Source organism: Roseateles sp. P5_E1 (genome assembly GCF_054049335.1).
Genome location: NZ_JBFUMN010000028.1, coordinates 13093 through 37845, shown reverse-complemented (window position 1 = coordinate 37845; position 24753 = coordinate 13093). Strand labels below are relative to the sequence as shown.

22 protein-coding genes and 1 tRNA gene are annotated in these 24753 nt (G+C 65.7%); 14 read left to right on the top strand and 9 right to left on the bottom strand.

Annotation, left to right across the window (positions count from 1 at the left end; translation table 11 throughout):
* Window positions 1-28 precede the first annotated feature (28 nt).
* From ACXJKJ_RS19395 to ACXJKJ_RS19365, 7 genes are all read left to right on the top strand, one after another.
* On the top strand, window positions 29-673 hold the full coding sequence (locus ACXJKJ_RS19395) for a c-type cytochrome (RefSeq protein ID WP_056198843.1): 645 nt from the start codon (window positions 29-31) through the stop codon (window positions 671-673).
* 140 nt (window positions 674-813) lie between these two features.
* Window positions 814-2019 (top strand): HD-GYP domain-containing protein, encoded by a 1206-nt coding sequence (locus ACXJKJ_RS19390; protein WP_457391714.1) that lies wholly within the window; start codon window positions 814-816, stop codon window positions 2017-2019.
* A 54-nt stretch (window positions 2020-2073) separates the two neighbouring features.
* Window positions 2074-3642, top strand: a complete 1569-nt coding sequence (locus ACXJKJ_RS19385) for an ABC transporter substrate-binding protein (RefSeq protein ID WP_457391712.1) — start codon at window positions 2074-2076, stop codon at window positions 3640-3642.
* 75 nt (window positions 3643-3717) lie between these two features.
* The gene (locus ACXJKJ_RS19380; protein ID WP_457391711.1) at window positions 3718-5631 is read left to right on the top strand and encodes a hypothetical protein; all 1914 of its coding nucleotides are present in this window, start codon (window positions 3718-3720) and stop codon (window positions 5629-5631) included.
* Between the two features lie 125 nt (window positions 5632-5756).
* Window positions 5757-7727 (top strand): TonB-dependent receptor plug domain-containing protein, encoded by a 1971-nt coding sequence (locus ACXJKJ_RS19375; RefSeq protein ID WP_457391710.1) that lies wholly within the window; start codon window positions 5757-5759, stop codon window positions 7725-7727.
* Between the two features lie 8 nt (window positions 7728-7735).
* A complete protein-coding gene (locus ACXJKJ_RS19370; protein WP_457391708.1) occupies window positions 7736-8296 on the top strand; it encodes a YfiR family protein in 561 nt (186 codons plus the stop codon).
* Complete coding sequence (locus tag ACXJKJ_RS19365; RefSeq protein ID WP_457391706.1) at window positions 8293-10104, top strand: putative bifunctional diguanylate cyclase/phosphodiesterase; 1812 nt, start codon at window positions 8293-8295, stop codon at window positions 10102-10104. The genes ACXJKJ_RS19370 and ACXJKJ_RS19365 overlap by 4 nt, the downstream gene beginning before the upstream one ends.
* A 225-nt stretch (window positions 10105-10329) precedes the next feature.
* Here ACXJKJ_RS19365 and ACXJKJ_RS19360 read toward each other — a convergent pair whose 3' ends face one another.
* A complete protein-coding gene (locus ACXJKJ_RS19360) occupies window positions 10330-13800 on the bottom strand; it encodes a TIR domain-containing protein (protein ID WP_457391705.1) in 3471 nt (1156 codons plus the stop codon).
* A gap of 415 nt (window positions 13801-14215) precedes the next feature.
* The gene (locus ACXJKJ_RS19355; RefSeq protein ID WP_457391704.1) at window positions 14216-14392 is read right to left on the bottom strand and encodes a hypothetical protein; all 177 of its coding nucleotides are present in this window, start codon (window positions 14390-14392) and stop codon (window positions 14216-14218) included.
* A gap of 176 nt (window positions 14393-14568) precedes the next feature.
* On the opposite strand from ACXJKJ_RS19355, the gene ACXJKJ_RS19350 reads away from it, so the two are divergent.
* On the top strand, window positions 14569-15432 hold the full coding sequence (locus ACXJKJ_RS19350; protein ID WP_457391702.1) for a CPBP family intramembrane glutamic endopeptidase: 864 nt from the start codon (window positions 14569-14571) through the stop codon (window positions 15430-15432).
* Window positions 15433-15435: 3 nt separating this feature from the next.
* On the opposite strand, the gene ACXJKJ_RS19345 is transcribed toward ACXJKJ_RS19350, so the two are convergent.
* On the bottom strand, window positions 15436-15732 hold the full coding sequence (locus tag ACXJKJ_RS19345) for a hypothetical protein (RefSeq protein WP_457391700.1): 297 nt from the start codon (window positions 15730-15732) through the stop codon (window positions 15436-15438).
* A gap of 294 nt (window positions 15733-16026) precedes the next feature.
* Between ACXJKJ_RS19345 and ACXJKJ_RS19340 the strand changes: the two genes are divergently transcribed.
* Complete coding sequence (locus ACXJKJ_RS19340; protein WP_457391698.1) at window positions 16027-17205, top strand: lipoxygenase family protein; 1179 nt, start codon at window positions 16027-16029, stop codon at window positions 17203-17205.
* Window positions 17206-17234: 29 nt separating this feature from the next.
* Here ACXJKJ_RS19340 and ACXJKJ_RS19335 read toward each other — a convergent pair whose 3' ends face one another.
* The 3 genes from ACXJKJ_RS19335 to ACXJKJ_RS19325 form a co-directional block, all read right to left on the bottom strand.
* A complete protein-coding gene (locus tag ACXJKJ_RS19335; RefSeq protein ID WP_457325283.1) occupies window positions 17235-17729 on the bottom strand; it encodes a nuclear transport factor 2 family protein in 495 nt (164 codons plus the stop codon).
* 170 nt (window positions 17730-17899) lie between these two features.
* Window positions 17900-18304 (bottom strand): putative quinol monooxygenase, encoded by a 405-nt coding sequence (locus tag ACXJKJ_RS19330; RefSeq protein WP_457391696.1) that lies wholly within the window; start codon window positions 18302-18304, stop codon window positions 17900-17902.
* 192 nt (window positions 18305-18496) lie between these two features.
* Window positions 18497-19405 carry a LysR family transcriptional regulator gene (locus ACXJKJ_RS19325; RefSeq protein ID WP_457391694.1) on the bottom strand — a complete coding sequence of 303 codons (909 nt, stop codon included), beginning with the start codon at window positions 19403-19405 and terminating at the stop codon, window positions 18497-18499.
* 134 nt (window positions 19406-19539) lie between these two features.
* Here ACXJKJ_RS19325 and ACXJKJ_RS19320 point away from each other — a divergent pair, with 134 nt between their 5' ends.
* Genes ACXJKJ_RS19320 through ACXJKJ_RS19305 form a run of 4 tightly spaced genes read left to right on the top strand, consistent with a single transcriptional unit; the run spans window position 19540 to window position 22525 of the window.
* Complete coding sequence (locus ACXJKJ_RS19320) at window positions 19540-19839, top strand: hypothetical protein (protein WP_056198805.1); 300 nt, start codon at window positions 19540-19542, stop codon at window positions 19837-19839.
* 6 nt (window positions 19840-19845) lie between these two features.
* The gene (locus ACXJKJ_RS19315; protein ID WP_457391692.1) at window positions 19846-20757 is read left to right on the top strand and encodes an alpha/beta hydrolase; all 912 of its coding nucleotides are present in this window, start codon (window positions 19846-19848) and stop codon (window positions 20755-20757) included.
* Between the two features lie 15 nt (window positions 20758-20772).
* Window positions 20773-21468, top strand: coding sequence for a type 1 glutamine amidotransferase domain-containing protein (locus ACXJKJ_RS19310; protein WP_457324433.1), 696 nt, complete (start codon window positions 20773-20775; stop codon window positions 21466-21468).
* Between the two features lie 19 nt (window positions 21469-21487).
* Window positions 21488-22525, top strand: coding sequence for an amidohydrolase family protein (locus ACXJKJ_RS19305; protein WP_457391690.1), 1038 nt, complete (start codon window positions 21488-21490; stop codon window positions 22523-22525).
* 97 nt (window positions 22526-22622) lie between these two features.
* Here ACXJKJ_RS19305 and ACXJKJ_RS19300 read toward each other — a convergent pair whose 3' ends face one another.
* A complete protein-coding gene (locus tag ACXJKJ_RS19300) occupies window positions 22623-23567 on the bottom strand; it encodes a LysR substrate-binding domain-containing protein (RefSeq protein WP_457391689.1) in 945 nt (314 codons plus the stop codon).
* Window positions 23568-23670: 103 nt separating this feature from the next.
* Between ACXJKJ_RS19300 and ACXJKJ_RS19295 the strand changes: the two genes are divergently transcribed.
* Complete coding sequence (locus ACXJKJ_RS19295; RefSeq protein WP_056198791.1) at window positions 23671-24045, top strand: nuclear transport factor 2 family protein; 375 nt, start codon at window positions 23671-23673, stop codon at window positions 24043-24045.
* A 14-nt stretch (window positions 24046-24059) separates the two neighbouring features.
* On the opposite strand, the gene ACXJKJ_RS19290 is transcribed toward ACXJKJ_RS19295, so the two are convergent.
* Both ACXJKJ_RS19290 and ACXJKJ_RS19285 read right to left on the bottom strand, forming a co-directional pair.
* Window positions 24060-24485 carry a PH domain-containing protein gene (locus tag ACXJKJ_RS19290; RefSeq protein WP_056198788.1) on the bottom strand — a complete coding sequence of 142 codons (426 nt, stop codon included), beginning with the start codon at window positions 24483-24485 and terminating at the stop codon, window positions 24060-24062.
* A gap of 166 nt (window positions 24486-24651) precedes the next feature.
* Window positions 24652-24741 (bottom strand) — tRNA-Ser (locus ACXJKJ_RS19285).
* Window positions 24742-24753 lie beyond the last annotated feature (12 nt).

Sequence of the window (24753 nt, the reverse complement as noted above, 5' to 3'; positions counted from 1 at the left end):
ACGACACCAACCCGAACCTCTTGGGACCATGAAAAAACTGCTGCAGATCTCGCTCGCCCTGGCCACCGCCTTTGCTGCCCTCGCAGCCCAGGCCCAGGACGTGAAGGCCGGTGAGACCAAGGTCGCGATGTGCATTGGCTGCCATGGCATCGTCGGCTACCAGGCCAGCTTCCCCGAGATCCACAAGGTGCCGATGATCGCGGGCCAGAACGCCAAGTACATCGTCTCGGCCCTGCAGGCCTATGCCAAGGGCGACCGCAAGCACCCGACGATGCGCGGCATTGCCGGTTCGCTGAGCGAGCAGGACATGAACGACGTGGCCGCTTTCTACGAGCAGCAGGCCAAGCTGCCGGCGGTGGCCGACAGCATTCCGGCCGCGCCGGCCAATGTGGCCGAGCTGCTGACCAAGGGCGCTTGCGTGTCCTGCCACGGCGCCAACTTCAGCAAGCCCATCGACCCGAGCTACCCCAAGCTGGCTGGCCAGCACGCCGACTACCTGACCGTCGCGCTGAAGTCCTACAAGACCGAGAAGAACCCCGGGGTGGGCCGCAGCAACGGCGTCATGGCCGGCCAGGTCAAGCAGTTCAGCAACGCCGAACTGAAGGCCATCGCCAGCTACATCAGCACGCTGCCGACCGAACTGGCCACCGTGCCGCAGGGCAAGTTCCGCTGACCCGGCGCGACCGCCGCCCGACCGAGCCGCCTTCAAGGCGGCTTTTTGTTGCCCGCGGCAAAAGCGTGCAGGGCTGCACGATCGTTGCACGGCCTTGCCTGCGTCACGCACGGATACTGGTGCGCATAGACGACGCTGTCATGTTGAAGAAGATCTCGACCTCCGACGTGAGGCTGGGCATGTATCTCCAGGCGATGGAGGGGGCCTGGCTCTCTCATCCGTTCTGGAAGACCAAGTTCGTGCTGGCCGATGCCGCCGACCTTGCCGCCCTGCAGGCCAGCGGCGTGTCGGCCGTCTGGATCGACGTCAGCAAGGGCGGGGATGTGGCTGCGCCTGCGCCAATCGCCGCCGTGACCGTCGCTTCCCCGCCCACGCCGCCCGCCACAGCCGCCCCTCAGCCGCGCGTCAGCATGGAGTCCGAGCTCGACCGCGCCACCCAGGTGCTGGGCCGGGCCAAGGTGGCCGTCATGGCGCTGTTCAACGAGGCGCGGCTGGGCAAGGCCATCGACACCGAGGTCTGCCTGCCCATCGTCGACGAGGTCACGTCCTCGCTGGCGCGCAACCCGTCGGCCTTCCTCAGCCTCGCGCGGCTCAAGGACAAGGACACCTACACCTATATGCACTCGGTCGCCGTCTGCGGCCTGATGGTGTCTCTGGGCCGGCAGATGGGGCTGTCCGATGCCGAAGTGCGTGAAGCTGGCCTGGCCGGGCTGCTGCACGACGTCGGCAAGATGCAGATGCCCATGGAGGTGCTGAACAAGCCCGGTGCGCTGACCGACGCCGAATTCGACGTCATGCGCGGCCACCCCGAGCGCGGCTTCGACCTGCTCAAGGACGGCGCCAAGGTGCCGGCTTCCGCCCTGGACGTCTGCCTGCACCACCACGAGAAGATGGACGGCAGCGGTTACCCGCACAAGCTGGCCGGCGACCAGATCAGCCTACTGGCGCGCATGGGCGCGGTCTGCGATGTCTACGACGCCATCACTTCGACGCGGCCCTACAAGAACGCCTGGGACCCGGCCGGCTCGCTGCAGCGCATGTCACAGTGGAAGGGGCAATTCGACCCGGCCGTCTTCCAGGCCTTCGTCAAGAGCGTCGGCATCTACCCGACCGGCACCCTGGTGCGCCTGCAGTCGGGTCGCCTGGCGGTGGTTGTCGAGCAGAACGCCACTTCACTGGTCGCGCCGCGCGTCAAGGTCTTCTACTCGACCAAGTCGAGCATGCCCATCCCGTTGCAAGTCATCGACCTGGCCACGTCCACCGACCGCATCGCCGGCCGCGAGCCGCCCGAGGACTGGAATTTCACCCATCTCGACGAGCTCTGGAACCCGAACGCCAAACGGTAACGAAGGGGCTTTGACGGCCTCCTAAACTGCCAGCCCTGCAGTTGGGAGATGGCAATGAAGCGATGGCTGGGTGTAGCTCTTTTGGCATGGGCCTGTGGTGTGCCCGCGCAGACACTGCGCTGGGCCAGCCAGGGCGACCCGCAGACCATGGACCCGGACTCTCAGAACGAGAGCCTGACCAATATGGTCAACGGCCAGATCTACGAGAGGCTGACGAATCGCGATGCCAAGCTGAGCCTGGTGCCGGGCCTGGCCACGGAATGGAAGCAGACCGGGCCGCTCGCCTGGCGCTTCAAGCTGCGCCCCGGCGTCAAGTTCCATGACGGCACGCCGCTGACGGCGGATGACGTCGTCTTCTCGGTACAGCGCGCCAAGGAGCCCACCTCGCAGATCGCCGTCTGGGCCAATGCYGTCGGCACGGCCAAAAAGGTCGACGAGCTGACGGTGGACTTCCAGCTGACCACCTTCAACCCCATCTTCCTGCAGCACATCGACCAGCTGTGGATCATGAGCCGCAAGTGGTGCGAGGCACACAAGGCCACCAAGCCGCTGGACTTCAAGAACAAGGAAGAGAGCTTCACGGCGCTGAACACCAACGGCACCGGCCCCTTCATGCTGGCCAGCCGCCAGCCCGGCATCAAGACCGTGCTCAAGCGCAACCCGAACTGGTGGAACAAGTTCGAGGGCAATGTGCAGGAGGTCGTCTACACGCCCATCGCGACCGACGCGACGCGCCTGGCCGCGCTGGTGTCGGGCGAGGTCGATTTCGTGCTCGACCCCGCGCCGCGCGACATTGCGCGCTTGCGCAACACCGCTGGCGTCAAGGTCATCGAAGGCCCGGAGAACCGCCTCGTCTTCATCGGCATGGACCAGTCGCGCGACAAGCTGCTCTACGGCAACGTCCCCGGTGACAAGAACCCCTTCAAGGACGTGCGCGTGCGCCGGGCGCTGTACCAGGCCATCGACATCGACGCGCTCAGGACCAAGCTGATGAGCGGCCTGTCGGTGCCCACCGGCGCGCTGACGCCGTCCGGCATCGCCTCCTTCGACGACCCGGCCCTGCAGGCCCGCCTGCCGCACGACCTGGCCGGCGCGAAGAAGCTGATGGCCGACGCGGGCTATGCCGATGGCTTCGAGGTGACGCTGGACTGCCCCAACAACCGCTACATCAACGACGAGGAAATCTGCACGGCCCTGGCCTCGATGTGGGCCCAGCTGAAGATCAAGGTCAAGGTCAACGCCATGCCCCGCGTCATCTACTTCCCCAAGCTGGAGAAGTACGACACCAGCCTCTATATGTACGGCTGGGGCGGCTCGGTGACGGATGCCGAGAGCATCCTGACGCCGCTGTACCGCACGCGCGGCGACAAGGGTGTGGGCAACTACAACTTCGGCGGCTTCCGCAACGACAAGGCGGACGCGCTGGCGGCGCAGTCCAGCGTCGAGCCCGATCCGAAAAAGCGCGAGCAGCAGATCCGCGGCGCGCTGGCCGAACTGCGTGAGCAGGTCAACATCATCCCGCTGCACCGCCAGGTGGTGCCGTGGGCCGCGCGTGCGAATGTCACGGCCATCCACCGGCCCGACAACTGGCTGGAACTCGCCTGGGTGCAGATCAGCCGCTGATTTCGGCCCTTTAACGGCCCACCACCCGGTGGGCTGGCGCGGCAAACTGGCTCAAGCCAGATTCCTGCCCGCACCATGCTGTACCGCCTTGCTGCTTTTGCCCTGACCCTGCTGCTCGCCTCCTGCGGAGGCGGCGGTGGCGGTTCGGACACGCCTGTGCTGGACAAGCCGCCCACGTTGCGCGGCGTTGCCGCCACGGGCGCGCCTCTGGTCAATGCGCAGATCAGCGTCGTCGATGGCCAGGGCAAGGCCGTCGGCACGGCCACCACCCATGGCGCAGACGGCAGCTACAGCCTGACGCTGAGCACCAGCAGCCCCGCCGCGCCCTTGTTCATCCAGGCGCGCGGCATGGATGCCGCCGGCACCATGCAGGTGCTGCATTCCACCGTGCCGACCATCAGCGCCGCCATGGTCGGCCACGTGACGCCACTGACCAACGCCGTCGTCGCGCTGTCCTTGGGTACCGAGCCGGCGCCGGTATTCACGGCCGCCGCCACCAGCACCAGCCAGTTGACCCAGATGGCCAGCGCCGCGGCCGCTGCAGGCACCTTCCTGAAAACCCTGGTCAAGACCCAGGTCAGCGACCTGAAGATCACCGACGCCACGGCCCTGGACCTGCTGGCGGATTCGACCTTTGCCGCCAACAAGGGCGCCCACGACCTGCTCATCGAGAGCGTGCGCATCGACCTCGCACGCTCCAAGCTCAACGTGCCGGTGCTGCAGATCGGCAACAAATTCCTCGCCGCACCGACGGCCGAAGTCGTCGTCGAGCTGCCCACGGCGCAGACCGAGCTGCTCAAGGCCAGCGGTACGCCGGCCACCGCCATCACCTCCACGCTGAAGGCCGCGACCAGCGCGACGACGCTGCTCGGCACCTTGTCAGGTCTGGATGACCTCGGCGCGGCGCTGAACCAGCTCATCGCCCAGGGGCGCGACGTCAGCACGCTGTTGAACTCCGTCCTCGTCACCGGTTACGACAAGCACAACGGCCGCAGCAAGGCCGACATCGCCGGCATCCTGTCGACCTACACGACGGGCAACCGCCAGTTTGGCCGCTTCCAGCTGCTGGGCTGCGCCGACGATGCACCGACCGCCGGCAACTGCGCCAAGGTGCTGGTGGGCGCCGTCATCAGCGATTCCACCGGTGCAGTCGTCGACCTTTTCAGTGACGCGGTCAGCTACAACAAGTCGGCCACGACGACCAACAAATGGAACCTGATCGGCAACGGCAAGAAGCTGGCCGTCGGTGTGTATCCGCTGGGCTTCCTGGCGCTGAATGCCGATGGCACGGCCAGCAGTGCCGTGGTGCCCAACCCGGGCATCGGCCTGCAGGTCGAGGTCCAGGCGCAGACGGCCGATCCCGTGCCCGGCATTCCGGCGACGCAGCTGCTCAGCTCGGCCACGGTGCAGTTGCCCGGCGGCTTCAGCATTCCCTTCGGCTATTGCAACCGGCTCCTGCTGTGCGTGTCGTCCACGCCGGGCGCCACCAACCTGATCCCGACGGGCGGCGTGGGCGACATCGCCATCCAACGCTCGGCGGTCGGCTGGATCGGCAGCGCGGACAGCGTGCGTGGTGCCAAGTTCATCGCCAGCTACACGATTTCCGGCGTGGCCGAGACGCGCAACGCCTGGCTGCGCGCCGACGTGCTCGGCGAGCCGGCTGCCACGCGCTTCCCGAGTGTTGACAGCGTGTCTGCAGCCAGCCCGGTGTCCGCCGCCTCGCTGCAGAGCGGCAGCCTGGTGATCAACTGGGGCGCCTGGGCCGCTGCCAACCCCGACCTGCGCCTCATCGAGATCAAGCGCGTCTTCACGCCGACCGCCGGCGGAGCGCCCACGGTGCTGGACACGAGCGTGCCGCTGCCGCCCAAGACGGCGGCGACGCTGAGCACGGCGTACACGCCGGTGGGCAGCGTCACGTCGGAGCTGTGGCTGCAGGCCATGGACGCGCAGGGGCGACGTTTCCATACCCGTTACACCGGCAAACCGTGAATTGAGTCGCGGACCGGCTCGCAACCGGCGTTGTTGTGAAATGTGACAGCGACTGCGGACGGGGCCAAAGCTAAGCTTTCGGCACCGTTTCCCATCGCCGCCGGTGTCTGCCGGCGACCGCTCCCGTGAAAAGCCGCCTAATTGCGCTGGCGTGGTTGTCCACGCTGGCCCTGACTCCAGCGGCTCAAGCCGCTCAAGCTGCCGCCGCCGACGCCTCGGACGACCAGGCGCTCGAAGCGCTTCTGAAACGGGAAGTGCAGGGTCCGTCTCGCTATGCCCAGAGCCTGATGGACGCGCCGGCATCGGTCAGCGTGCTGGAGCGGGGTGTGTCCGATGCCCTTGGCCACCAGACCGTGGGTGACCAGCTGGCCCGCCTGCCGGGCGTCTACCTCAGCAACTCGCGCACCTACAGCGCCCTGGGCCTGCGCGGCTTCAACCGGCCGGGCGACTACAGCGCCCGCCTGCTGATGGCCATCGATGGCCAGCGCGTCAATGACGCCATCTTTGACCAGGGGCTGCCGCAGCTGGAGCTGCCCATCGTCGCCGAATGGGTCAAGCGGGTGGAACTCGTCCACGGCCCGGGCTCCTCGATCTACGGCAGCAATGCGCTGCTGGGCGTCGTCAACGTCGTGACGCTGAACGGCGCTGACGCGCCGGGCCTGACGGCCCAGGGCAGTGTGGGCGAGAACGGCACGCGCCGCGCCGAGATGCATTACGGTGCCGCCGCCGCGGACAGTGATTTGTTCATCGGCCTCAACCTGCAGCGCACCGCCGGCGAGGACCTCTTCCTGCCCGAACTCGGAACGGCCGATGGCTGGGTGCGTGGTCTTGATGGCGAGCGGCAGGTGGCGCTGCTGGCCAAATACCGCAACGGCCCTTGGCGGGTCGCGTTGAACGCGGTGCGCCGCGACAAGGATGCCCCGACCGCACCCTACGGCACCGAGCCCGGTGTGCCCGGCACCCACTACACCGACAGCCTGGTGCTGGGCGAGCTCAGCTACGACGAAGGCTGGCAGGGCGATGTACGCCGCTCGGCGCGGCTCAGTGTGGCGGGCTATGAATTCCGTGGCCGCTATGTCTTCGGGCCGGCGCCTCAACTCGTCAACAAGGACGAGGCTCGCGCCCAATGGACGACGCTGGAGGCGCGCGTGCTTTGGCGAGGGCTGCTCAACCATCAGCTGATGTTCGGCGCCGAGCTGCGCACCTCGCCCCAGGGCCTGCAGCGCAACTACGACGTCGACCCCTATGCGCTGCGCCTGGATTCGCACGTCACCCAGGACGCCGCGGGCGTCTACGCGCAAGACCAGTGGCGGCTTTCATCGGTGCTGCAGCTGACCACCGGCCTGCGCCTGGACCATGTGCGCGGTTTCGCGCCAGCCATGTCGCCGCGCGCCGTGCTGGCGCTGCGGCCCGACGAGCGGGAGTCCTTCAAGCTGATGTGGGCGCAGTCCTTTCGCACGCCCAATCTGTACGAGCGCTTCTACGACGACGGCGGGGTTTCCCAGCTGCGCAGCAACGACCTGAAGCCCGAGCGCCTCAACTCCGTCGAAGCTGCCTGGGAGTACGTGCTCCACAGCGGACATGCGCTCAGCGCCAACGCGTACTACACGCGCATGAACCGCTTGATCGAGCAGCAGCCCGTCGGCAGCGAGAGCGAGGCGGTGGTGCAGTACCGCAATGTCGGCAGCGTCAGGTTGCGGGGCGTGGACGTTGGCGTCGAAAGGCGCGCGACGGACGGCTGGCTCTGGCACATCAGTGCGTCCTGGATGGACGGCCGCGACGACGCCGGCCAGCGCCTGAGCAATTCGCCCTCGTGGATGTTCAAGGGCGACCTCGTCTCACCGGTGTGGCAGCGCTGGCAGCTTGGCACGGAGTGGAACCTGCTCGGCCGCCGCAGCGGCCGCGTCGAGGTGCCGACCAGCGCCCTCGTCAACGCCCATCTGCGCTATCACGTCGATCCGCGCCAGAGCCTGGCCCTGCACCTGAGCAACGCGCTGGACCGCCGCATTTTCGACCCGTCGACCCCCGACACGTCGCTGAGCGCCATCCCTCAGCCCCGGCGTGCCTGGCGCCTGGACTGGCGCTTCACGCTCTGAGCCTGGCCATGCGCGGCAGTCGAGCAGCGGGGAAGGGATGGGCGGGCTGGCGTGCCGGCTGCGCGATCCTGCTCGGCCTGCTGTCGGCCCAGCCGGCCGCGGCGCAGAGCGCCAGCCCGGAAGCCTTGAAAGCCGAGGTTGTCTACCGCCTGCTGATGTTCGTCACCTGGCCCGCCGACCGCGAGCTGGCGGGGCGGCCGCTGCAGCTGTGCACCGTCGGCGAGGGCCGCATGGACAGCGCGCTTCAGTCCCTGGCGGGTCGACCGATCCGGCACCTCACCGTCGATGTGCGCCATCAGGCCCGCGCCGACCAGCTTGCCGGCTGCCATCTGCTCTACCTGCCCACGCCGCAGCCGGCGCTGCGCCCGGTGTTGGCCGACCTGCCGGTGCTCGTCATATCGGATGTGGCGGTGATGCTGGAGCAGGGTGCCATGATCAACCTGCAGATTGAAGACGGCCGTATCGTCTTCGACGTGGATCTCGACGCCGCGCGCCGCGTCGGCCTGGCCATCAGCACCAAGCTGCTGCGCCTGGCCCGCTACGTTCGCCACCAGACGACATCGCCGTGAAGCCGCAATTTGCCGATGCCTTCGATCGCCTGCGCGAACTCGTGGTCGCGCTGGCCGCCTTACTGGTCTTCGCACTGCTGCTCAGCGTGCTGCAGTACTGGCGATTGCATGACCGCCAGCTCGAGGACCTGCGCACCCAGGCCGACATCGTCGCGCAGACGGTCTCGGCGGCGCTGGTCTTCGACAGCCGCAGCGATGCCGGCGAAAGCCTGGCTGCCCTTCAGCAGAGCCCGTCCATCGTGCATGCCCGGCTGCTGAAGGGCGACGGCGCCGTCTTCACGCAGTTCTCGCGCACCGCGGCCGAGGTCACCTGGTTGCACGAGGCCGCCGGCACGGCGAGCGTGCAGGTGCCGGTCATGGCCGACGGCCGGCGAGTCGGCATGCTGGTCGTGGAGGCCAGCCGCCTGCCGATGTGGATGGACGTGGCCCAGTTCCTCGCCGCCACCATGGGCACCCTGCTGGCCACCGCCGGGTTGGCCTGGTGGCTGTCCAAGCGGCTGCGGGTGCAGATCAAGGAGGTCGAGCGCCGCACTCGCTATCTCGCGCGCTTCGACGCACTGACCGACCTGCCCAACCGTGAGCACATGCGCGGGCTGCTGGAGCGTGTGCTGCACCACCACGGCCGCACCACCCTGCTGATCCTGGATCTCGACGATTTCAAGCGGATCAACGACCAGCATCGCCACGCCGCCGGCGACGCCGTGCTGCAGGCCATTGGCCAGCGGCTCAGGCTGCTGCGCCGGCCCGGCGACCAGATTGCCCGCCTGTCCGCCGACGAATTCGCACTGCTGCTGGTGCCGGGCCTGGAAGACGAGGCGCTGCGCAGCCATGTCGCCCAGTTGCAGGCCGAACTCACGCAGCCGGTGCTGCACGACGGCCATTGGCTGCGCCTGCATGTCTCCAGTGGCGGCGTCTCATTGCCCGAGCACGCGCGTGATGCGAGCGAGGCCTTGCGCAGTGCCGATGCCGCGCTGCGGCATGCCAAGCAGATCGGCAAGGACAGCTTCCAGCTCTTCACGCCGCAGATCGGCGAGGCCCTGCGCCTGCGGCTGGCGCTGGAGCACGATATACGCGAAGGCCTGGCGCAGGGGCAGTTCTGCCTGGCCTACCAACCGCAATATGACGCCGCGCGCCGCATCCACGGCTTCGAGGCGCTGGCGCGCTGGCACCACCCGCAGCGGGGCTGGGTGCCGCCGGCCGAATTCATCCCGGTGGCAGAGAACTCGGGCCTGATCGTCGAGCTCAGCCTGGCGCTGCTGGCCGTGTTGCGCCGCGACCTCGACGGCCTGCGCGCCCGAGGCCTGGCCTGCCCGCCGGTGGCCGTCAACCTGTCCTGGGAGCAATGCCGCAAGCCCCAGCACCGCGAGCGCTTCCTGCAGCAGCTCAAGACGCTGCAGCTGGGGCCGGACGAGATCGAATTCGAGCTGACGGAAAGCGCCGGCTTCGAGGACATCGACAAGCCGGATTCCTTCGTCTTCACCTTGCAGGGCCTGGGCTACAACCTGGCCATCGACGACTTCGGCACGGGCTACAGCTCGCTGGCCTATCTGCGCCGCATCCGCTGCCGCAAGCTCAAGATCGACCGCCTCTTCGTGCACGGGCTGTCTGGCAATGCCGACTCCCACATGCTGGTCGAATCCATGGTGCGTGTCGCGCACGCCATGCGCATGGTCGTCGTGGCCGAAGGCGTGGAATTGCCGGCGGACGAGGCGGCTCTGATCGCAATGGGCTGCGACCTGATGCAGGGGTTTGGCTTCTGCAGGCCGGTGCCGCCGGACGAGATGCCAGGATTGCTGTCGGTCGACTGATCCGCGCGACCGTCAGCGTTCCGTCGCGCTGCCTATTTGCGTCAGGTGGCCGCAGATCGCCGCGCGGCGATGCCAGTCGGATGGCGAACCCGCCGTGGTGTGATCGAATCGCTTCCAGCCGATCACCCGCCAGCTGCTGCTGCGGCACCCAACGCTCCAGTTCAGCGACAGGCCGCATAGCGAATTGGCTGCTGCGCCTAGTTGCTATGCCGCTGGTCCGCTGCATCACACGTCATCCGCGCCCTCAGCGCTTGCTTGAAACGAATGGCCGGACATGACCCTCTCACGCCAGCGTCGCACGCTCATCACATCAAAGCGTTCGCCCTCAAAAACAATTCGCTTCACAGGCTTCTTACCGCCTTCACTGGCCCGTTTCAGCCAATCTCGCACTTCCATCCAGCGAACCTCGCCTTCAGCGTTCCTTACCACAAGCAGCACTGGGCACATCTGGGCCATCCAGTAGCGTGCGTGGCGTTCGTCTTTAATTGTGAAGATCTCTGCGTCGTCGGCCCTACGTGTGCGCAGATAGGAATCGCCTGATTTGAGCTGGAGGTAGAGCTTCGCGCCTGTGGCCTCATAGGCGTCGTCCTTGAACTCGATCTCCATGTCGATGCCGTGATCACTCACATTGAACTCGCGGCCGATCTGTCCAGCCAACGCAACGGTGGAAATCACTTCTCCGACGAGTGCTCGCTCCTTGCTTTCGTTGTCCAGAACGAAGTTGGACTCTTCCTGCATGTCCCGCACGCGTTGCTGAATCTCAGGGCTCGCGAAGCACCGCTCCATTTCATCCCAAAGCGGCACTCGCCGCTCACAGCCCACGCAGATGATGCTGGGCGACTCGTCTTTCCCCTTGAGGATTTTGAAGCCGCGCGTCGGCTCGGGCTTGGGAGGTCGACCTTGTAGCCAGTCGTTGAGCCGATTCATCGCCACTTCGCGATTGCCCACCGACGTACCGCAATGCGGACAGATGTAGTGCCGCAACCGCTCCACGTCCCTCGCATGCTGCAGCAGATGCTCATGGACGTACTTGCTGAAGGTGATCTTCTCCTCGATGGCCACTGCCGGATCGAAGTACACCTCTAGGTCAGCAACGCCCAGCGCGCGTCGAGTCAGCTTCACGCCAAGTTGCTTCCCGGTGTTCGTCCTGAAATCGGCGGCGTAGCGCCAGAGCTGATCCTGCTGGAACGGCTCAGTGTGATGTAACCGCACCACCAGCGTGGCGTAGATCTCATCCAGAAACCCCGTGAACCGATAGTTCACCAGCACCGCCGGGTACTTCAACATGTCCGGCCGCTCGCGGCGGTAGTAGCTGGGAAAGACCAGGAGGGTTCCCTTGGCAGTCGGCTGGCGCAGGCATAACCCGCGCTCAACTAGCGTTTGATGCATGGCTAGCAGAACGAATCGTTCGTCGTCGCCAACCAGCCGCGACATCGAGGATTCATACGCAAGGTCTCCCTTCAAGACCCGCTCCTCTATCAGGCAGCCGCGCTGATGTTCGTCTGCCTGCAACGTCTGAATCACAGCCTGCGCATAAGCGTTGATGCGCTCAGGTTGGAGCAGCACCCAACTGCCGAACGCTAGTTCCCACACCACGCCCGGACCAGCCAGCAGCGTCAGCACCGCGCGCAGTTCCTCGTCGACGAATCGCCTGAAGTCGCCGGATAACCGCAGTTGAAGCGTCTCGCGCAGTTCGTTAAACCGCATCAACGCGCGGCCTTCATCCTTGAGGCGGATGATCTCTTCCTTGAGCCGCTTGAACAGTGCTTCCGTGGTGCGCCAAGGAATCTCGTCCCAATCGATGCTGGCGAGAATGGCCTGCTTGAGTTCCTCACAGCCCAGGTTCCGCTTCGCGCTTGTCTCCAGAACCCCCAGAAACTTGCGTTCTGCCGCAAATTTCTCGATCTCGCCCCGGCTGACGCGTAGTCCACCTGCATCCACTCGTCCGGCGACTAGCAGCTTGGCGAATTCCTTGCGCGAGGCGCGGGCGAGATCGCGATCCCACTGACCGAGCGTCTCGAACAGATCGTCCTTCTGGCCGTCGAATACCAGCACGACCAGTGCGGTCTCGTCCATGTAAAGCTGATGGATCAACCGCTGGTCTGCCTGACCGCCAAAGTCCCAGAGCCAGATTTCTCTCTCGACGCCCTTGCCGGACGCGACGGGCAACTTCCACCGGGTTGCCCAAGCGCCAACCGTTGAGTCGGTTGGTTCCCAGGCATCCAAAGCTAGCCGCTTGGAAAGCCCCGTTTTGCCCGCACCGCTCTCGCCGACGAGCAGGACCTTGGCATTCGTGTATTGAACTTGGTCCGGTGGGGGCGGCGGAGCTAGCAACGTGTCCTTCGGTGCCTGCACTTCCTCAAGGAATGCTGCTACGTCCCAAACCCAGAATCCGGACCTGCCATCGCCTGCTATCGCGTTTCTTTGATCGTCGCTAAACCCGACGGAGTACACCCCGTTTGCCGGGCCAGCAAACGTTTGAAGGAGGCGTCCTGTCTCTACATCCCATAGATACACATTTGGCGTGCCGTCAGTGCCACTCAACGCAAGGCGTTCGTTGGCGCTCCAAGCTACACACCGGACCCAATCCGAGTGATGGTTCAACACCATCAAGCAACGCCCTGTTTCCGCATTCCAGAGCCGGACAGTTCTATCGTCGGAGGCGGTCAGAATGCGGCTCTGACTTGGGCTCCATGCCACGGCCCTTACCAAATCTGTGTGACCTTCGAGCACACGCAGGCACCGTCCGGTCTCTACATCCCAAACTCGCACAGTCTTGTCCGCCGCTCCTGATAAGGCGCACCGTTGATCTGGGCTCCACGTTACGCCCCAGACGCTTCCAGTGTGACCTTCGAGCACGCGCAGGCACCGTCCCGTCTCTACATCCCAAAGCCTCACGGTTTTGTCGTCCGCACCCGATAGAGCGTGACGTTGATCGGGGCTCCATGCCACAGCTTTGAGCGCTGCGGTGTGTCCTTGGAAAGCTCGCAAGCAACGCCCAGTCTCTACATCCCAAAGCCGTAAGGCCAAATCCGCGGCTGATAAAACGCGGCGTTGATCTGCGCTCAACGCCACGGCCCAGACTATTTCGGTGTGTCCTTCGAGGACGTGCAGGCACCGCCCAGTTGCCGCATCCCATGTCCGCACGGTAGCGTCATCAGCCCCAGTGATGAAGAAAGTTCCATCGAGGCTAGGCGCCCAGGCCCGTGTGACCGCCTCATACAGTCGGCCGTGTTTTTTGGCGATCCCATCCGACGCGACCAGCGGTTTCGAAACGATCGGCTTTGCCGGTGGCCGGCAGGCTTCAAGGAGTTTTGCGTACTCTTGAGCATGGTCCGCCAGGCACCAATCGACGTAAAGGAACTGGGCCAAGGAGCCCCTGATAGGGGCGTCGTCGAGACGCACAGGAATGAAGCGGCGCTCTCGGTTCAACGGGTCGCGAAAGCGGAACGTGCCAGCCTCCAATTGCGCCCAGTCTGACCCGAATGCATGGGCTGATAGAAAGAGCACCAGCACGCGCGAATACTCCAGCCCTTCCTCGATCTTGGCGGGAATGCTGTCGCCTGGTTTCAATACCCATTCATCGAACCACACCTTGAGCCCGTCCTGCTGTAACTGCTCAGCGGCCGCCCGCACGACAGTTTTATCCTTCGAACTGTGGCTAAGGAACACATCGAATGGGAACTGCTCGTTCATGTTCGGTGCTTCATCAGGTGTCCTAGACAACGTTTCTATTTACGGCGAGCCACTGCGTCCAAGCGCCCCTGTTATTGCTCCCGCTCCAGCGCCAGCACGAATCCAAGCGTTTGACATGGCGCAGCTTCGTTAAGTTCGGTGTCACCTATCGCAACCGCAAAATTCGGTAAGCCCGACAGTACGGTGCATCGTTCGCCATGCATGGCCGGCAACACCTCTTGCGCATGCTGCCATGCATGGGCAGCACACTCCCACCCCGACAAACCCGAAATCTCAGGTGGCGCGAACCAACTGCCTGGCCAAGCGCCTTCAAGTTCACGCCACGGCTGGCTATCTGGTGAGGTTTGCTTGAGCAGTGGCATTTTTTCCCCAGTCCCAGGTCATCCAGCCACCAACGACCACGTCGGAGCAGAACTCAATCCCACCAGCGAAGTCGCTCGTCGTAGATGAAGCAGCCATAGCCAAGTCGCACCACGGCCACGAAATCCTTGCCGGTCGGCTCCGACGGCCATTGGCTGAGCCGCCGCTTGCCCGCGGAGATCAAGTCGCCGCGAAGAGGGAGAAGCTGTTGCGGGTGCTCAGCGTCATCCACGCCGAGGTAGCGGACTCATGGCCTGGAGCGCCGCTCCCCTGAGCGGCCTCTCACCGCTGCCTCCACCCTTGCGCATGTCGCCTGTCCCCGGCGATCTGCGGCTCGTCGCGTGGCCGTTGTGGCCGCACAGCCCTCCTCCAGAGAATGCCGGCCAATCAACAAGAAGGGGCGCGCACTTGAACAAGCTGCTACGCAATGACCACGGCCAGATTCGCAGTGGCTGGTGGATCCTCGTCTTCGTGGCCGTGTTCATGGCCAGCCAGTGGGTGTACCGGCCGGTGTCTCACGGCTTGCAGCAGATCGGCGTCGCCAAGGCGTGGCTGTCGCCGCTGCCGGTCGTGTTTCTGCTGGGGGTGACGTGGATCTGCATGCGGCTGCGCCGGCAGCGTCTGGCGGGCGTGGGGCTGGCGCTGGATGGGTCGTGGGGGCGGCAGTTGCTGTTGGGCGTGGCTTTCGGGGCCGCGCAGATGGCGGCGGTCACGGCGTTGATCTTGCTCGCGGGCGGCGTGCGCTTCGAGCTGGACCCGGCGCGCAGCCTCGCGGCGCTGGCTTATGGCGCCTGGGTATTCCTGTGTGTGGCCGTGCTGGAGGAGCTGCTGTTCCGCGGCTTCGTGCTGCAGCGCCTGGTGGAGGGCCTGGGGGCGCGCTGGGCGCTGGCGCTGATGGCCGCGCTCTTCGCCGTCGCCCACCTGGGCAACCCAGGCATGGACGGCATCACGGTCGCGACGGCGACGCTGGACAACGCGCTGGGCGCCCTGCTGCTCGGCCTGGCCTGGCTGCGCACCCGCAGCCTCGCCCTGCCCATCGGCATCCACTTCGGCTGGAACTGGATGCAAGGCTCGGTGCTGGGCTTGGACGTGAGTGGCCTGGCCCAGGCCGGATGGCTGCACCCCCAACTGCTCGACCGGCCGCAATGGCTCAGCGGTGGCACCTTCGGACCGGAGGCGAGCGTCTTCGCCGTGGTGGTTGACCTGGCCGCGGTGCTGTTGCTGTGCCGGTGGAAGGGCATGGCGCGCAGGCCGTCCGCGGTGGCGGCTTGAGCGTCAGCGCTCGGATTTCACCGGCCCCGATGCCGCCAACCCCCCCTCACACGCAGCCTTCTCCGTTGCACTGCTGATTGCCAGGCATCGAGCAGCGCCCTCGTTCACACGACCGGGCACGCTGCCGATAGGCGCCGATGCGGGAATGGCAGCGAGGGGCATGACGTTCTTGTTCCTGAGCGGGATGGAGATCTGCGGAATCACCCGTTCCTCGGGGCGCTGGTTGCCGGGCTCCTTGGCGTTCTCGGACGCCGTGATGGCCGCGTTGCGGGTCGGAACCTGTCTTGAGGCTGCGGTCATGGGCGCCGAAGCCGGTGCAGACGCCGGCAGTGGCGCGGCGGGTTGAGCGCATGCGGCACCCGCGACGACCGTTGCCAGGATGCCGCCGAGGAGGGAGTCGAAGACGAATCTCATGGGGCACCGCACCGGCAGTTGCTATGCGGCAAGTTTGGTTCCGTGGTTGGGCGGCGTATGTAGGAGGCCGCTGCGAAACGCTGTGCGTGACGCCCGGTTGCACGAAATGATGTGTACGGCCCCTCGTGCGGCCCGTTTCCTGGCTAGGCTCATGGGCGCACCGGCTTCCGGATAAATCCAATGAAACGCAGAGACATCCTCCAATGGTCCGCCTCGGCGGGCGGCCTGAGCCTGATTGGCGGCACGCCTTCACCAGCATCGGCGGCGCTGCCCGTTCCCAAGCCCACGCTGCCGCAGAAGGCGGACCTGCTCAGCGCGGCGGCCCGCCGGCTCCAGCTCGTCAGCCAGCAGGCGCTGTATCTCTGGACAGAATCCCACCTCAACCTCGCCGGCGTGCCGATGGCGGCCGTGGTGCACGAGATGTTCGTGCACCTGGGCCGAACGCACCTGATGTCCGAGGCCTTCGCGATGGCCACGCAGCGCCAGCTCGCGGTCGTGCACCCGCTGAACCGGCTGCTCGCGCCCCACCTCGAGGGCACGCTGTTCATCAACGATGCGGCCGCGCTGGTCATCATGGGGCCGCTCACCACGGGCGACACCATCCTGGCCGCGTCCATCGAGACGCTGCAGCGCGAATGCGGGCGGGACCGGCTGGCCTTCGACTTCTACGACAACATGCTGCCGAACGATCTGCGCGCACGCGGCGTGGATGACGCCGGCCGGCTGCCAGACTACCCCTACCGCGACGACGCGCTGCTGGTCTGGAATGCCATCCAGCAATGGGTGAGCGAATACCTCGCCGTGTACTACGCCAGCGACGCCGACGTGACGAGCGACTACGAACTCAAGGCCTGGGCCAGCGAGCTGGCCGTGAGTGGCAAGGTCAAGGGCTTCCGGCCCATCACCACGCGCAGCCAGCTTGCCTTGGTGGTGACGGCCATCATCTTCAATGCCAGCGCCCAGCACGCGGCCGTCAACTTCCCGCAGTCCTCGTTGATGACCTACGCCCCGTTCTACGCCGGCATGGGCGGCGCGTGGGCGCCTGCCGGCGCGGTGGGGCAGAGCGAGGCCACCTGGTCGCAGATGCTGCCCAGCCGGCTCGCGGCGCAGGAGCAGATCCTGCTGTTCCACATCCTCGGCGGCGTGTACTACCGCATGCTGGGCGAATACCGCGACAACGCACCCCCGTATCCGCCAGTGCTGCTCGACCCCGCCATCACCCGGCCCGGCGGCCCGCTGGAGCGCTTTCGCAGCGCGCTGGCCGGCGTCGAGAACACCATCCGGCAGCGCAACCTGGCGCGCACGCGGCCGTATGAACACCTGCTGCCGAGCCGCATCCCGTCGAGCACCAACATTTAGCGTGACGCGAGGCGGTCGCGGGCGTCGCGTCAGTTCGACCCGTGCCCGTAGCTGAAGGCGCGCGTGATCGTCCAGGCATTGCCCTGCTGGCGCCACAGCATGGTGAACTCGGCGCGGCCCTCGCAGGGATGCGTCGTGCCGCCCGGCTTGTAGTGGCAGAAGCGATGCTCGCCGCGGGCCAGCGCACCGAAGCCCTTGATCGGCCACACCTTCAGCGTGCCCGGCACCAGTTCGCGCTGGAACTTGCCGCAGACATGGGCCCGGGTCTGCGCGATCATCACGTCGCGCGTCCACGTGACGCCGCCGAGGTCGTGATAGAACTCGACGGCAGGGTCGAAGAAGCTCGCGTATTTGTCGAGCTGGCCGGGTGCCTCGCAATGGTTGAAGGCCTCAAAGGCCGCGGTGTCGAGCACGGCGATCGTGGCGCTGAGATCGGCCTCGGCCGGCGAGGGCTCCGCCGCGTGGGCGGCCATGGCGACGCCAGCGAGCGCGCAAGCGAGAAAGCGGTGGCGTAGAGAGTTCATCGGTCTGCCTTGGGACGCGTGAAGAAGGCCGCATCCTCGCGATGGCCTGCCGGCTCCGCCATCATGCTGCGACAGTCGGTGGCAGGGCGCCGACAGGCCGTCGATGGGGCACGACGAAACGTGCCGTGCAACGCTCCATCCGTTCGGCAGCGCCACCAACGCGCTTCGCGCTATGGCTTGGCTCCGAGCACAACCGGCACCGTGTCGATCAGGCGGCGAGACACCACCATGGGCGAGGTCGATTCAAAGAACTTTCTGAAGTGCGCGGTCTGGATGTGCTGTGCGTAAGCTTCTTCGTCTGCATAGATCTCGAAGACGCGTATGTGGTTCGGCCGGTCCCGTTCGGCCACGGCGTAGAGGGCCAGGACTTTGGGCTCGGTCCGCACAGCGGCTTCGACGCCCTCCGCGATGGCTGCCTTGAAAGCCTCGAGTTGCGCCGGATCAATCTCAAGCTCGGCGATTCTGATGAAGGGCATCTTCGACTCCACGGCGTTTGCGACGCTCGAAAGGATCAGCATGGAAAGTGTCGATGCGACGGCAATCGCGGCGGCGCGCGTGCTCGTGAGTGATGACATGCGAGTCCACACGGAGTTCATCCCTTCTGTTGGCGTTCTGCCTGCGCGTTCAGCGCTCGGAACTCATGTCAACGGGCGACCTCAGCGGACTGAAATCGTAGGTGGCCACCCGCGAAGCCATTGGAGAAGGAAAGTCGCGGCTGATGCGCCGCCACTTCTACAAGGTCTGGGTCTTCAAACGCTCAAGAGGCGCTAGCCTTCGACGGCGCCCGGAAGCTTGGACACCAGCGTGTCGATCGCCAGGCGCAGACGCAAGGGCATGTGCTGGCTGACCGGCCAAAGCGCATGGCATTCAACCGACGCATGCGGGCGCTCCTCGAAGAGCGCGACGAGGCTACCGCCTTGCAGACTGTCCCGAACGAGCCAATGCGGCAGCCATGCGATCCCGAGCCCGGCGGCAGCCGCGTCGGCAACGACGGCAAGGTCATCAAAACGGAAACGGGAACTCAAGGTGACCTCAATCAGCTTGCCTTCGACGTCCGGCAGGGTCCAGGGCTGCACATAGTCGGCCCGCCAGTACAGCAGGGCGTCATGCCCTTCGAACGACTGGGTGTCGGCGGGATGGCCGCGCGCCGCGAGGTAGTGCGGCGAGGCGCACAACACCTTTCTCTGGCTACTCAGCCGGCGGCTGCGAAGCTGCCCCGTCGCCGGCCCCAACTTGCCGTTGCGGATCGCGAGGTCGATGCGCTCGGCAACGATGTCCGTCGGGCGGTCACTGAAGCACAGGTCGAGTTCCAGCTTCGGGTGTTCGCGCGCGAGTTCCAGCAGGATGGGTGCCACGCAAAGCCGACCGAACAGCACGGGCATCGCGACGCGCAGCCGCCCGCTGACCTCGTGCCGGCCGGATTCAAGCAGCGCCTCCGCTTCGCGGAGCTCATCCATGGCGCGAACGCAGCGCTCGTAATAGATCTGGCCGTCTTCGGTCAGGCTCAGCGCCCGCGTCGTGCGGTGAAAGAGCCGCACGCCCAGCCGGGTTTCGAGCCGTGCAATGGCCTTGGCGACAGCGGAACGCGTCAACGCCAGCCGCTCTGCGGCGCGCGCAAAGCCACCGGCATCCACCGTTTCCACAAAAACCGCCACGCCGTCGAGTCTGTCCAGCATCGTTCTATTGTCGAATTTTCGGAATCATAACCAAGACGTTAATGCGCCACTGGCGAATTAATGGAAACCGTAGCATGCCGCGAGCGCCCCGCCACGGGGACCGGCCTGATCCGTTCTTCTACAAAAGACCACTCATGAAACTGCTTTGCCTCGACATCCCCCAGCCCGGCGCCACGCTGGAACAGTACCAACCGCACCTGCACGGCGAAGCCCGCCACGGCTGGCAGCTCTACAAGAGCGGCATCGTCCGTGACATCTATTTCCGCCAGGACCGGCCGGGCGTCGCCATCCTCGCCGAGGCCGAGTCCGTGGAAGCCGCCAGGAAGGCCCTGGCCGAGTTCCCGCTGGCCAAGGCCGGCCTCATCGGCTGGGACGTCATTCCGCTGGGCCCCTTCCTGAACTGGGAAATGCTTTTCGCCGCCGGCAACGCCTGATTCCTCATGCTCCAAGCCGTCTCGTTTCCGAATCGAGCGATCCAGCTCTCAGGTCACCTTCACCTGCCGGACGACTTCCGGGAAGACAGGCAATACCCCGCCCTCGTCGGCATTCACCCCGCCGGTGGCGTGAAGGAACAGACGATAGGCCTGTATGCCAGGAGGCTGGCGGCGCATGGCTTCGTCGTTGTCGTCTTCGACGCGTCCTACCAGGGTGCGAGCGGCGGCGAACCCCGCCTGCTGGAGGACCCGTCGGCGCGCGTGGAAGATGCCCGCGCTGCCGCGGACTTTCTCTCGACGCTTCCCTACGTCGACGTGGAGCGCATGGGGGTCTTCGGTGTTTGCGCCGGAGGCGGATACGCGCTCGCCGTTGCCCAGTCGGAGCGCCGCTTCAAGGCGGTGGGCGTCGTCAGCGCCACGCCGATGGGCGAGGCAGCCAGGACCATTGTTGGCAACCCCATCCCCGTTGCTGCCTTGATCGGAACCCTGCAAGCGGCGGCGCAGCAGCGCACGGCCGAAGCCAGGGGTGCAGAGCCCCTCTACGCCCCGTTCGTTCCCGAGCGGCTGGAAGACATCGACGACAACACGCCGACCTTTCTTCGCGAAGCCTACGACTACTACCGCACACCGCGGGGCCAGCACCCCAACTCCAAGGGCCGCTTCCTGATGACCAGCCTCGACAAGATGCTGGCCTTCACGGTCTTCCACCTGATTCCGGACCTACTGACCCAGCCGCTGCTGCTGATCGCCGGGAGCATCGCCGACACCAAGGTCTACAGCGAGCAGGCGTTCGCGCTGTCGAAAGGCCCGAAAGAGCTGTTCGTCATCGAAGGCGCCACCCACGTCGCGCTCTACGACCGGCCTGAATACGTCGATCAGGCGATTGCCAAGCTCGTCCCCTTCTTCAGCAACCTGTGATTACAGCCATCGCCCATGACCCGACAAGCTTCTGAACTCAAGCCCATCCTCTTCGTCGTCACCAGCAACCCGGTCAAGGGGGCGACAGGCATCCCCACCGGCTTCAACCTGGCGGAGGTCACCCACCCGCTGGAGAAGCTGCAGCAAGCCGGCATCCGCGTCGAGATCGCCTCCATCCAGGGCGGCGCCGCGCCGCTCGACGGGCTGGAGGACATGAAGGACCCGGTGGTCGCCCGCTATTGGGCGGATGCCGATTTCCGCCACGCCATTGCCAACACGCTGCGCATCGATGACGCCGACCCTGCACGCTACTCGGCGGTCATGTTCGCGGGCGGCCACGGCACGATGTGGGACTTCCCCGACAGCGCCGGCGCGCAGAAGCTCATCCGCGAGATCGACGCGGCTGGCGGCATCGTCAGCGCCGTGTGCCACGGCCCGGCGGCCCTGGTCAATGCACGCCGTGCCGACGGCAGCCTGCTGGTGGCGGGCAAGCGCGTGGCGGCCTTCACCGATAGCGAGGAAGAGGAAGTCCAGTCCACCCACGTCGTGCCCTTCCTGCTGGCTTCCACGCTCAACGAGCGCGGCGCGTTGCATCAGGACTCGCCCAATTGGTCCAACAAGGTGGAGGTTGATGGCCGGTTGATCACGGGCCAGAACCCGCAGTCCGCCGCCAGCCTCGGCGAAGCGCTGCGCGACGCGCTGCTGGCGTGATCGGCGGCCGGGGCGCGACATGAAGCTGATCTGCGTCGAAGAGCATGTGCTGGATGCTGCCATCGGTGCGGCGTCGCAAAGCCTCGTGCGTGCCGAGGCGCCCTATCTCGCTGACTGGGGCAGCCGCGTCATTGACGGCCAACACGTCGCCGATCTCAGCCGCCCGCATGTCGTCGCACCCGGCGAGTCGGCGCGCAAGGCGCTGGACATGGGCGCGGCCCGCCTGGCCGACATGGACGCGGTAGGCATAGCCATGCAAGTCCTCTCCTACGGCGGCTTCCCGCAGCTGCTGCCGGCCGCCCAGGCCATAGCCCTGAACCGCGCCGCCAACGACAAGCTGGCCACAGCCGCTCAGGCCCACCCTTCGCGATTCGCCGGGTTCGCCACGCTGCCCTGGCAGGCGCCCGAGGCCGCCGCGCGTGAACTGGAGCGGGCCGTGAAGGAGCTGGGCCTCAAGGGTGCGCTCATCAGCGGGCGCCCCGGCGAGACCTTCCTGGACGACCCGCGCTACGCCCCCGTGCTGGCTGCGTTCGACGAGCTGAACGTGCCGCTGTACGTTCACCCCGGCCTGCCGCTGCCGGCCGTGCAGGCGCCGTACTACGGCGGCTTCGAGCGCGAACTCAGCGCACGCCTGTCGATGTTCGCCTGGGGTTGGCACAACGAGGCCGGCATCCAGGTCGTGCGCATGCTGCTCGCCGGGGTGTTCGACCGCTACCCCCGCTTGCAGGTCATCAGCGGCCACTGGGGCGAGATGGTGCCCTTCTTCCTGCAAAGGCTGGAGGACGCCATCCCTCAGGAAGCCTCCGGCCTGAAGCGCCCCATCGCGCGGACCTACCGCGAGCACGTCTACGTGTCGCCCAGCGGCATGCTCACATTGCCGCACTTCCAGTTCATCCATGCGCTGATGGGTGCGGAGCGCATCCTGTACTCCATCGACTACCCCTACCAAAGCCTGGACGGCGCGCGCGCCTTCATCGAGGGCCTGTCAGTCAGCGACGCGGACAAGGCCCTGATCGCCCATGGCAACGCCGAGCGCCTGTTTGGCCTGGAGAGCTAGGCCCAGGACAGTCGAACAAGCGCACGAATCGGCGCGGGGCTCGAAGAGATTGACTGCGTGGTGCCGCGGTAGGAGCTGATGGCGCTGATCAGCCCATTCATGGCCGAAGGTCGACCTGGCCGGCCGGCTGAAGCACCGGCATCATGCCCACAACAAAGTCGATGAAGGCTCTGACCTTGGCCGGGACGTGGGTCCGGCTGGGGTAGTAGACGTAGAGGGGAAATGTCTCGTCAGCCCAGTCCGGCAAGACGGGCTCCAGCGTGCCCGCTCGCAGATGCGAGTCGACCCCGAGGTCGATCACCTGGGCGATCCCGTGGCCTGCGAGGCAGGCCCCAATCTTGATTCCGGCGTCCGTGACCGTCAGGTTGCCGCGAACGGCCACCTTCACTTTCTCATCGCCACGCCAGAACTCCCACTCGAAGGGCCTGCCGGTGGCGGGATCGATGGCGACGATGCACTCATGATCGTCGCCCACCAGATCCTGCGGCGACCTGGGTCGACCGCGGCGCGCCAGATAGGACGGCGCGGCAACGGTCAGAACGCGCGGGCTGTAGAGCCTGCGGCAGACCAGGGTCGAGATGGATGGAGGCCCAAACCTGACGGCGAGATCAAATCCGTCGCTCACCAGGTCCGAGAGACCGTTCTTGGTCTCCAGCCTCAGTTGAAGAGACGGGTGGGCCTTCAGAAACTGCGCCAGCTCCGGCGCCAACACGAGGCCGGCAAACCGGGCATCGCAGGCGACGCGCAGCGTGCCGTTGACGGCCGAGGCCTGGCCAGAGGCGGCGGCCGTCGCATCCTCTATTCCCTGCAGCAGGGGCAGCACCTTGGAGAGCAATGCATGCCCCGCATCCGTCACTTCGACGTGTCGGCTTGTGCGATGCACGAGCTTGGCGCTGAGGCGGTCTTCCAAGCGCTGGATCGAGCGGCTCACCGCAGGCTGTGTCTTGCCCAGCCGAGAAGCCGCACGACCGAAGCTCTTCGATTCGGCGACCGCATTCAGCGCCAGCAGGCCGATGACAAGCGCGCCATCAAGGTCATCCATGGTCGATGTGTTCTGGTAATGGCAGCGATAACCAGTTCGCTGTAGCCGGGCGCGGAAGGATTCCTCACTATACGAATCGTTCGCCCATTGATGAAAGCCAGCGATGACCCAGACCCAAGCCGTAGCCACTCTGATCGAGGACTATTTCAACCTGGCCTATGAGCCGAAGAGTCGTGACTTCAACAAGGTCTTCCACCCGAACTGCTTTGTGCAGTGGCTTGACGGGGGGCGGTTGAACATGCTGTCCTCACAGGACTATGCGGCGCTCATCCATGGAAGGCCGAGCCCCCAGTCGACGGGTGCGCCGAGGGACGAAGCAATCCTCTCGGTCGAGCACATCTCGGACAGCCTTTCAACAGCGAACGTGAGGGTGCGGATCGGCCAGAAGCTGTTCAACGACCACTTCGTCCTGCACAAGGTGGAGGGCAGCTGGCTGATCACGGTCAAGGCATCCTTTGTGGCGGGCACCTTCGACTGAAGCGTCTCTTGACGCTATGCCTGGCTGCTCTGTGCCGAGTCCTGGGCCTCGACGAAGGCACGGCGGAATACAAGCGGCTCTGCGATGCCGTCGATGGGCGCATGGGATGCACCGGTGCCTGCAATGACGAGGGTGCCAAAGTTGAGCATTCGGCCCATGAGGGACTGATTGACCTGAATGCTCTCCACCTTGTTGATGTTGATCTCGATCGTGTGGCGGCGGATGAATCCGTGCTTGACGATCACTCTCTTGGTGGTCACGGCCAGCTCGGTTGACCTGATGCGAACGTAGGCGGCCACCCAAAGGATGAGCCCAAGGCCAAAGGCGGGCAGCAAGAGCAGGCCGAACAACAGCAAGTGCCAAACCGACCAGAGGCTGGTGCGCCCCAGATGGACGACTCGCTCGCCGGGCACGAGAACCTGATCGACGTAACGTGACATGGCGAGATCCGGTGAGTTGGCATCGCGGATTGGACGCGAGTCCTGCCGATTGATGCAAGGAACATGCATCGCGCTCTTGCTTCTCGAGCTGGCGGACGCTGTGAGATTGCCGCACCTGGCGGTGCGTCCAAGGCCGCTGCGCGGCCTTGCCGAACTCACGAAAACCTGGCGGAAGCGGTGAGATTCGAACTCACGGAAGGCTCACACCTTCGACGGTTTTCAAGACCGTTGGATTAAACCACTCTCCCACGCTTCCAGCGGGACGCGC

What these genes read in the sequence shown, in the direction of transcription:
- ACXJKJ_RS19370 (WP_457391708.1), top strand. Translation starts at nt 7,736, where the DNA reads ATGCGCGGCAGTCGAGCAGCGGGGAAGGGATGGGCGGGCTGGCGTGCC.
- ACXJKJ_RS19305 (WP_457391690.1), top strand. Translation starts at nt 21,488, where the DNA reads ATGAAGCTGATCTGCGTCGAAGAGCATGTGCTGGATGCTGCCATCGGT.
- ACXJKJ_RS19345 (WP_457391700.1), bottom strand. Translation starts at nt 15,732, where the DNA reads ATGACCGCAGCCTCAAGACAGGTTCCGACCCGCAACGCGGCCATCACG.
- ACXJKJ_RS19290 (WP_056198788.1), bottom strand. Translation starts at nt 24,485, where the DNA reads ATGTCACGTTACGTCGATCAGGTTCTCGTGCCCGGCGAGCGAGTCGTC.
- ACXJKJ_RS19340 (WP_457391698.1), top strand. Translation starts at nt 16,027, where the DNA reads ATGAAACGCAGAGACATCCTCCAATGGTCCGCCTCGGCGGGCGGCCTG.
- ACXJKJ_RS19300 (WP_457391689.1), bottom strand. Translation starts at nt 23,567, where the DNA reads ATGGATGACCTTGATGGCGCGCTTGTCATCGGCCTGCTGGCGCTGAAT.
- ACXJKJ_RS19395 (WP_056198843.1), top strand. Translation starts at nt 29, where the DNA reads ATGAAAAAACTGCTGCAGATCTCGCTCGCCCTGGCCACCGCCTTTGCT.
- ACXJKJ_RS19315 (WP_457391692.1), top strand. Translation starts at nt 19,846, where the DNA reads ATGCTCCAAGCCGTCTCGTTTCCGAATCGAGCGATCCAGCTCTCAGGT.
- ACXJKJ_RS19325 (WP_457391694.1), bottom strand. Translation starts at nt 19,405, where the DNA reads ATGCTGGACAGACTCGACGGCGTGGCGGTTTTTGTGGAAACGGTGGAT.
- ACXJKJ_RS19295 (WP_056198791.1), top strand. Translation starts at nt 23,671, where the DNA reads ATGACCCAGACCCAAGCCGTAGCCACTCTGATCGAGGACTATTTCAAC.
- ACXJKJ_RS19320 (WP_056198805.1), top strand. Translation starts at nt 19,540, where the DNA reads ATGAAACTGCTTTGCCTCGACATCCCCCAGCCCGGCGCCACGCTGGAA.
- ACXJKJ_RS19310 (WP_457324433.1), top strand. Translation starts at nt 20,773, where the DNA reads ATGACCCGACAAGCTTCTGAACTCAAGCCCATCCTCTTCGTCGTCACC.
- ACXJKJ_RS19335 (WP_457325283.1), bottom strand. Translation starts at nt 17,729, where the DNA reads ATGAACTCTCTACGCCACCGCTTTCTCGCTTGCGCGCTCGCTGGCGTC.
- ACXJKJ_RS19380 (WP_457391711.1), top strand. Translation starts at nt 3,718, where the DNA reads ATGCTGTACCGCCTTGCTGCTTTTGCCCTGACCCTGCTGCTCGCCTCC.
- ACXJKJ_RS19360 (WP_457391705.1), bottom strand. Translation starts at nt 13,800, where the DNA reads ATGAACGAGCAGTTCCCATTCGATGTGTTCCTTAGCCACAGTTCGAAG.
- ACXJKJ_RS19330 (WP_457391696.1), bottom strand. Translation starts at nt 18,304, where the DNA reads ATGTCATCACTCACGAGCACGCGCGCCGCCGCGATTGCCGTCGCATCG.
- ACXJKJ_RS19390 (WP_457391714.1), top strand. Translation starts at nt 814, where the DNA reads ATGTTGAAGAAGATCTCGACCTCCGACGTGAGGCTGGGCATGTATCTC.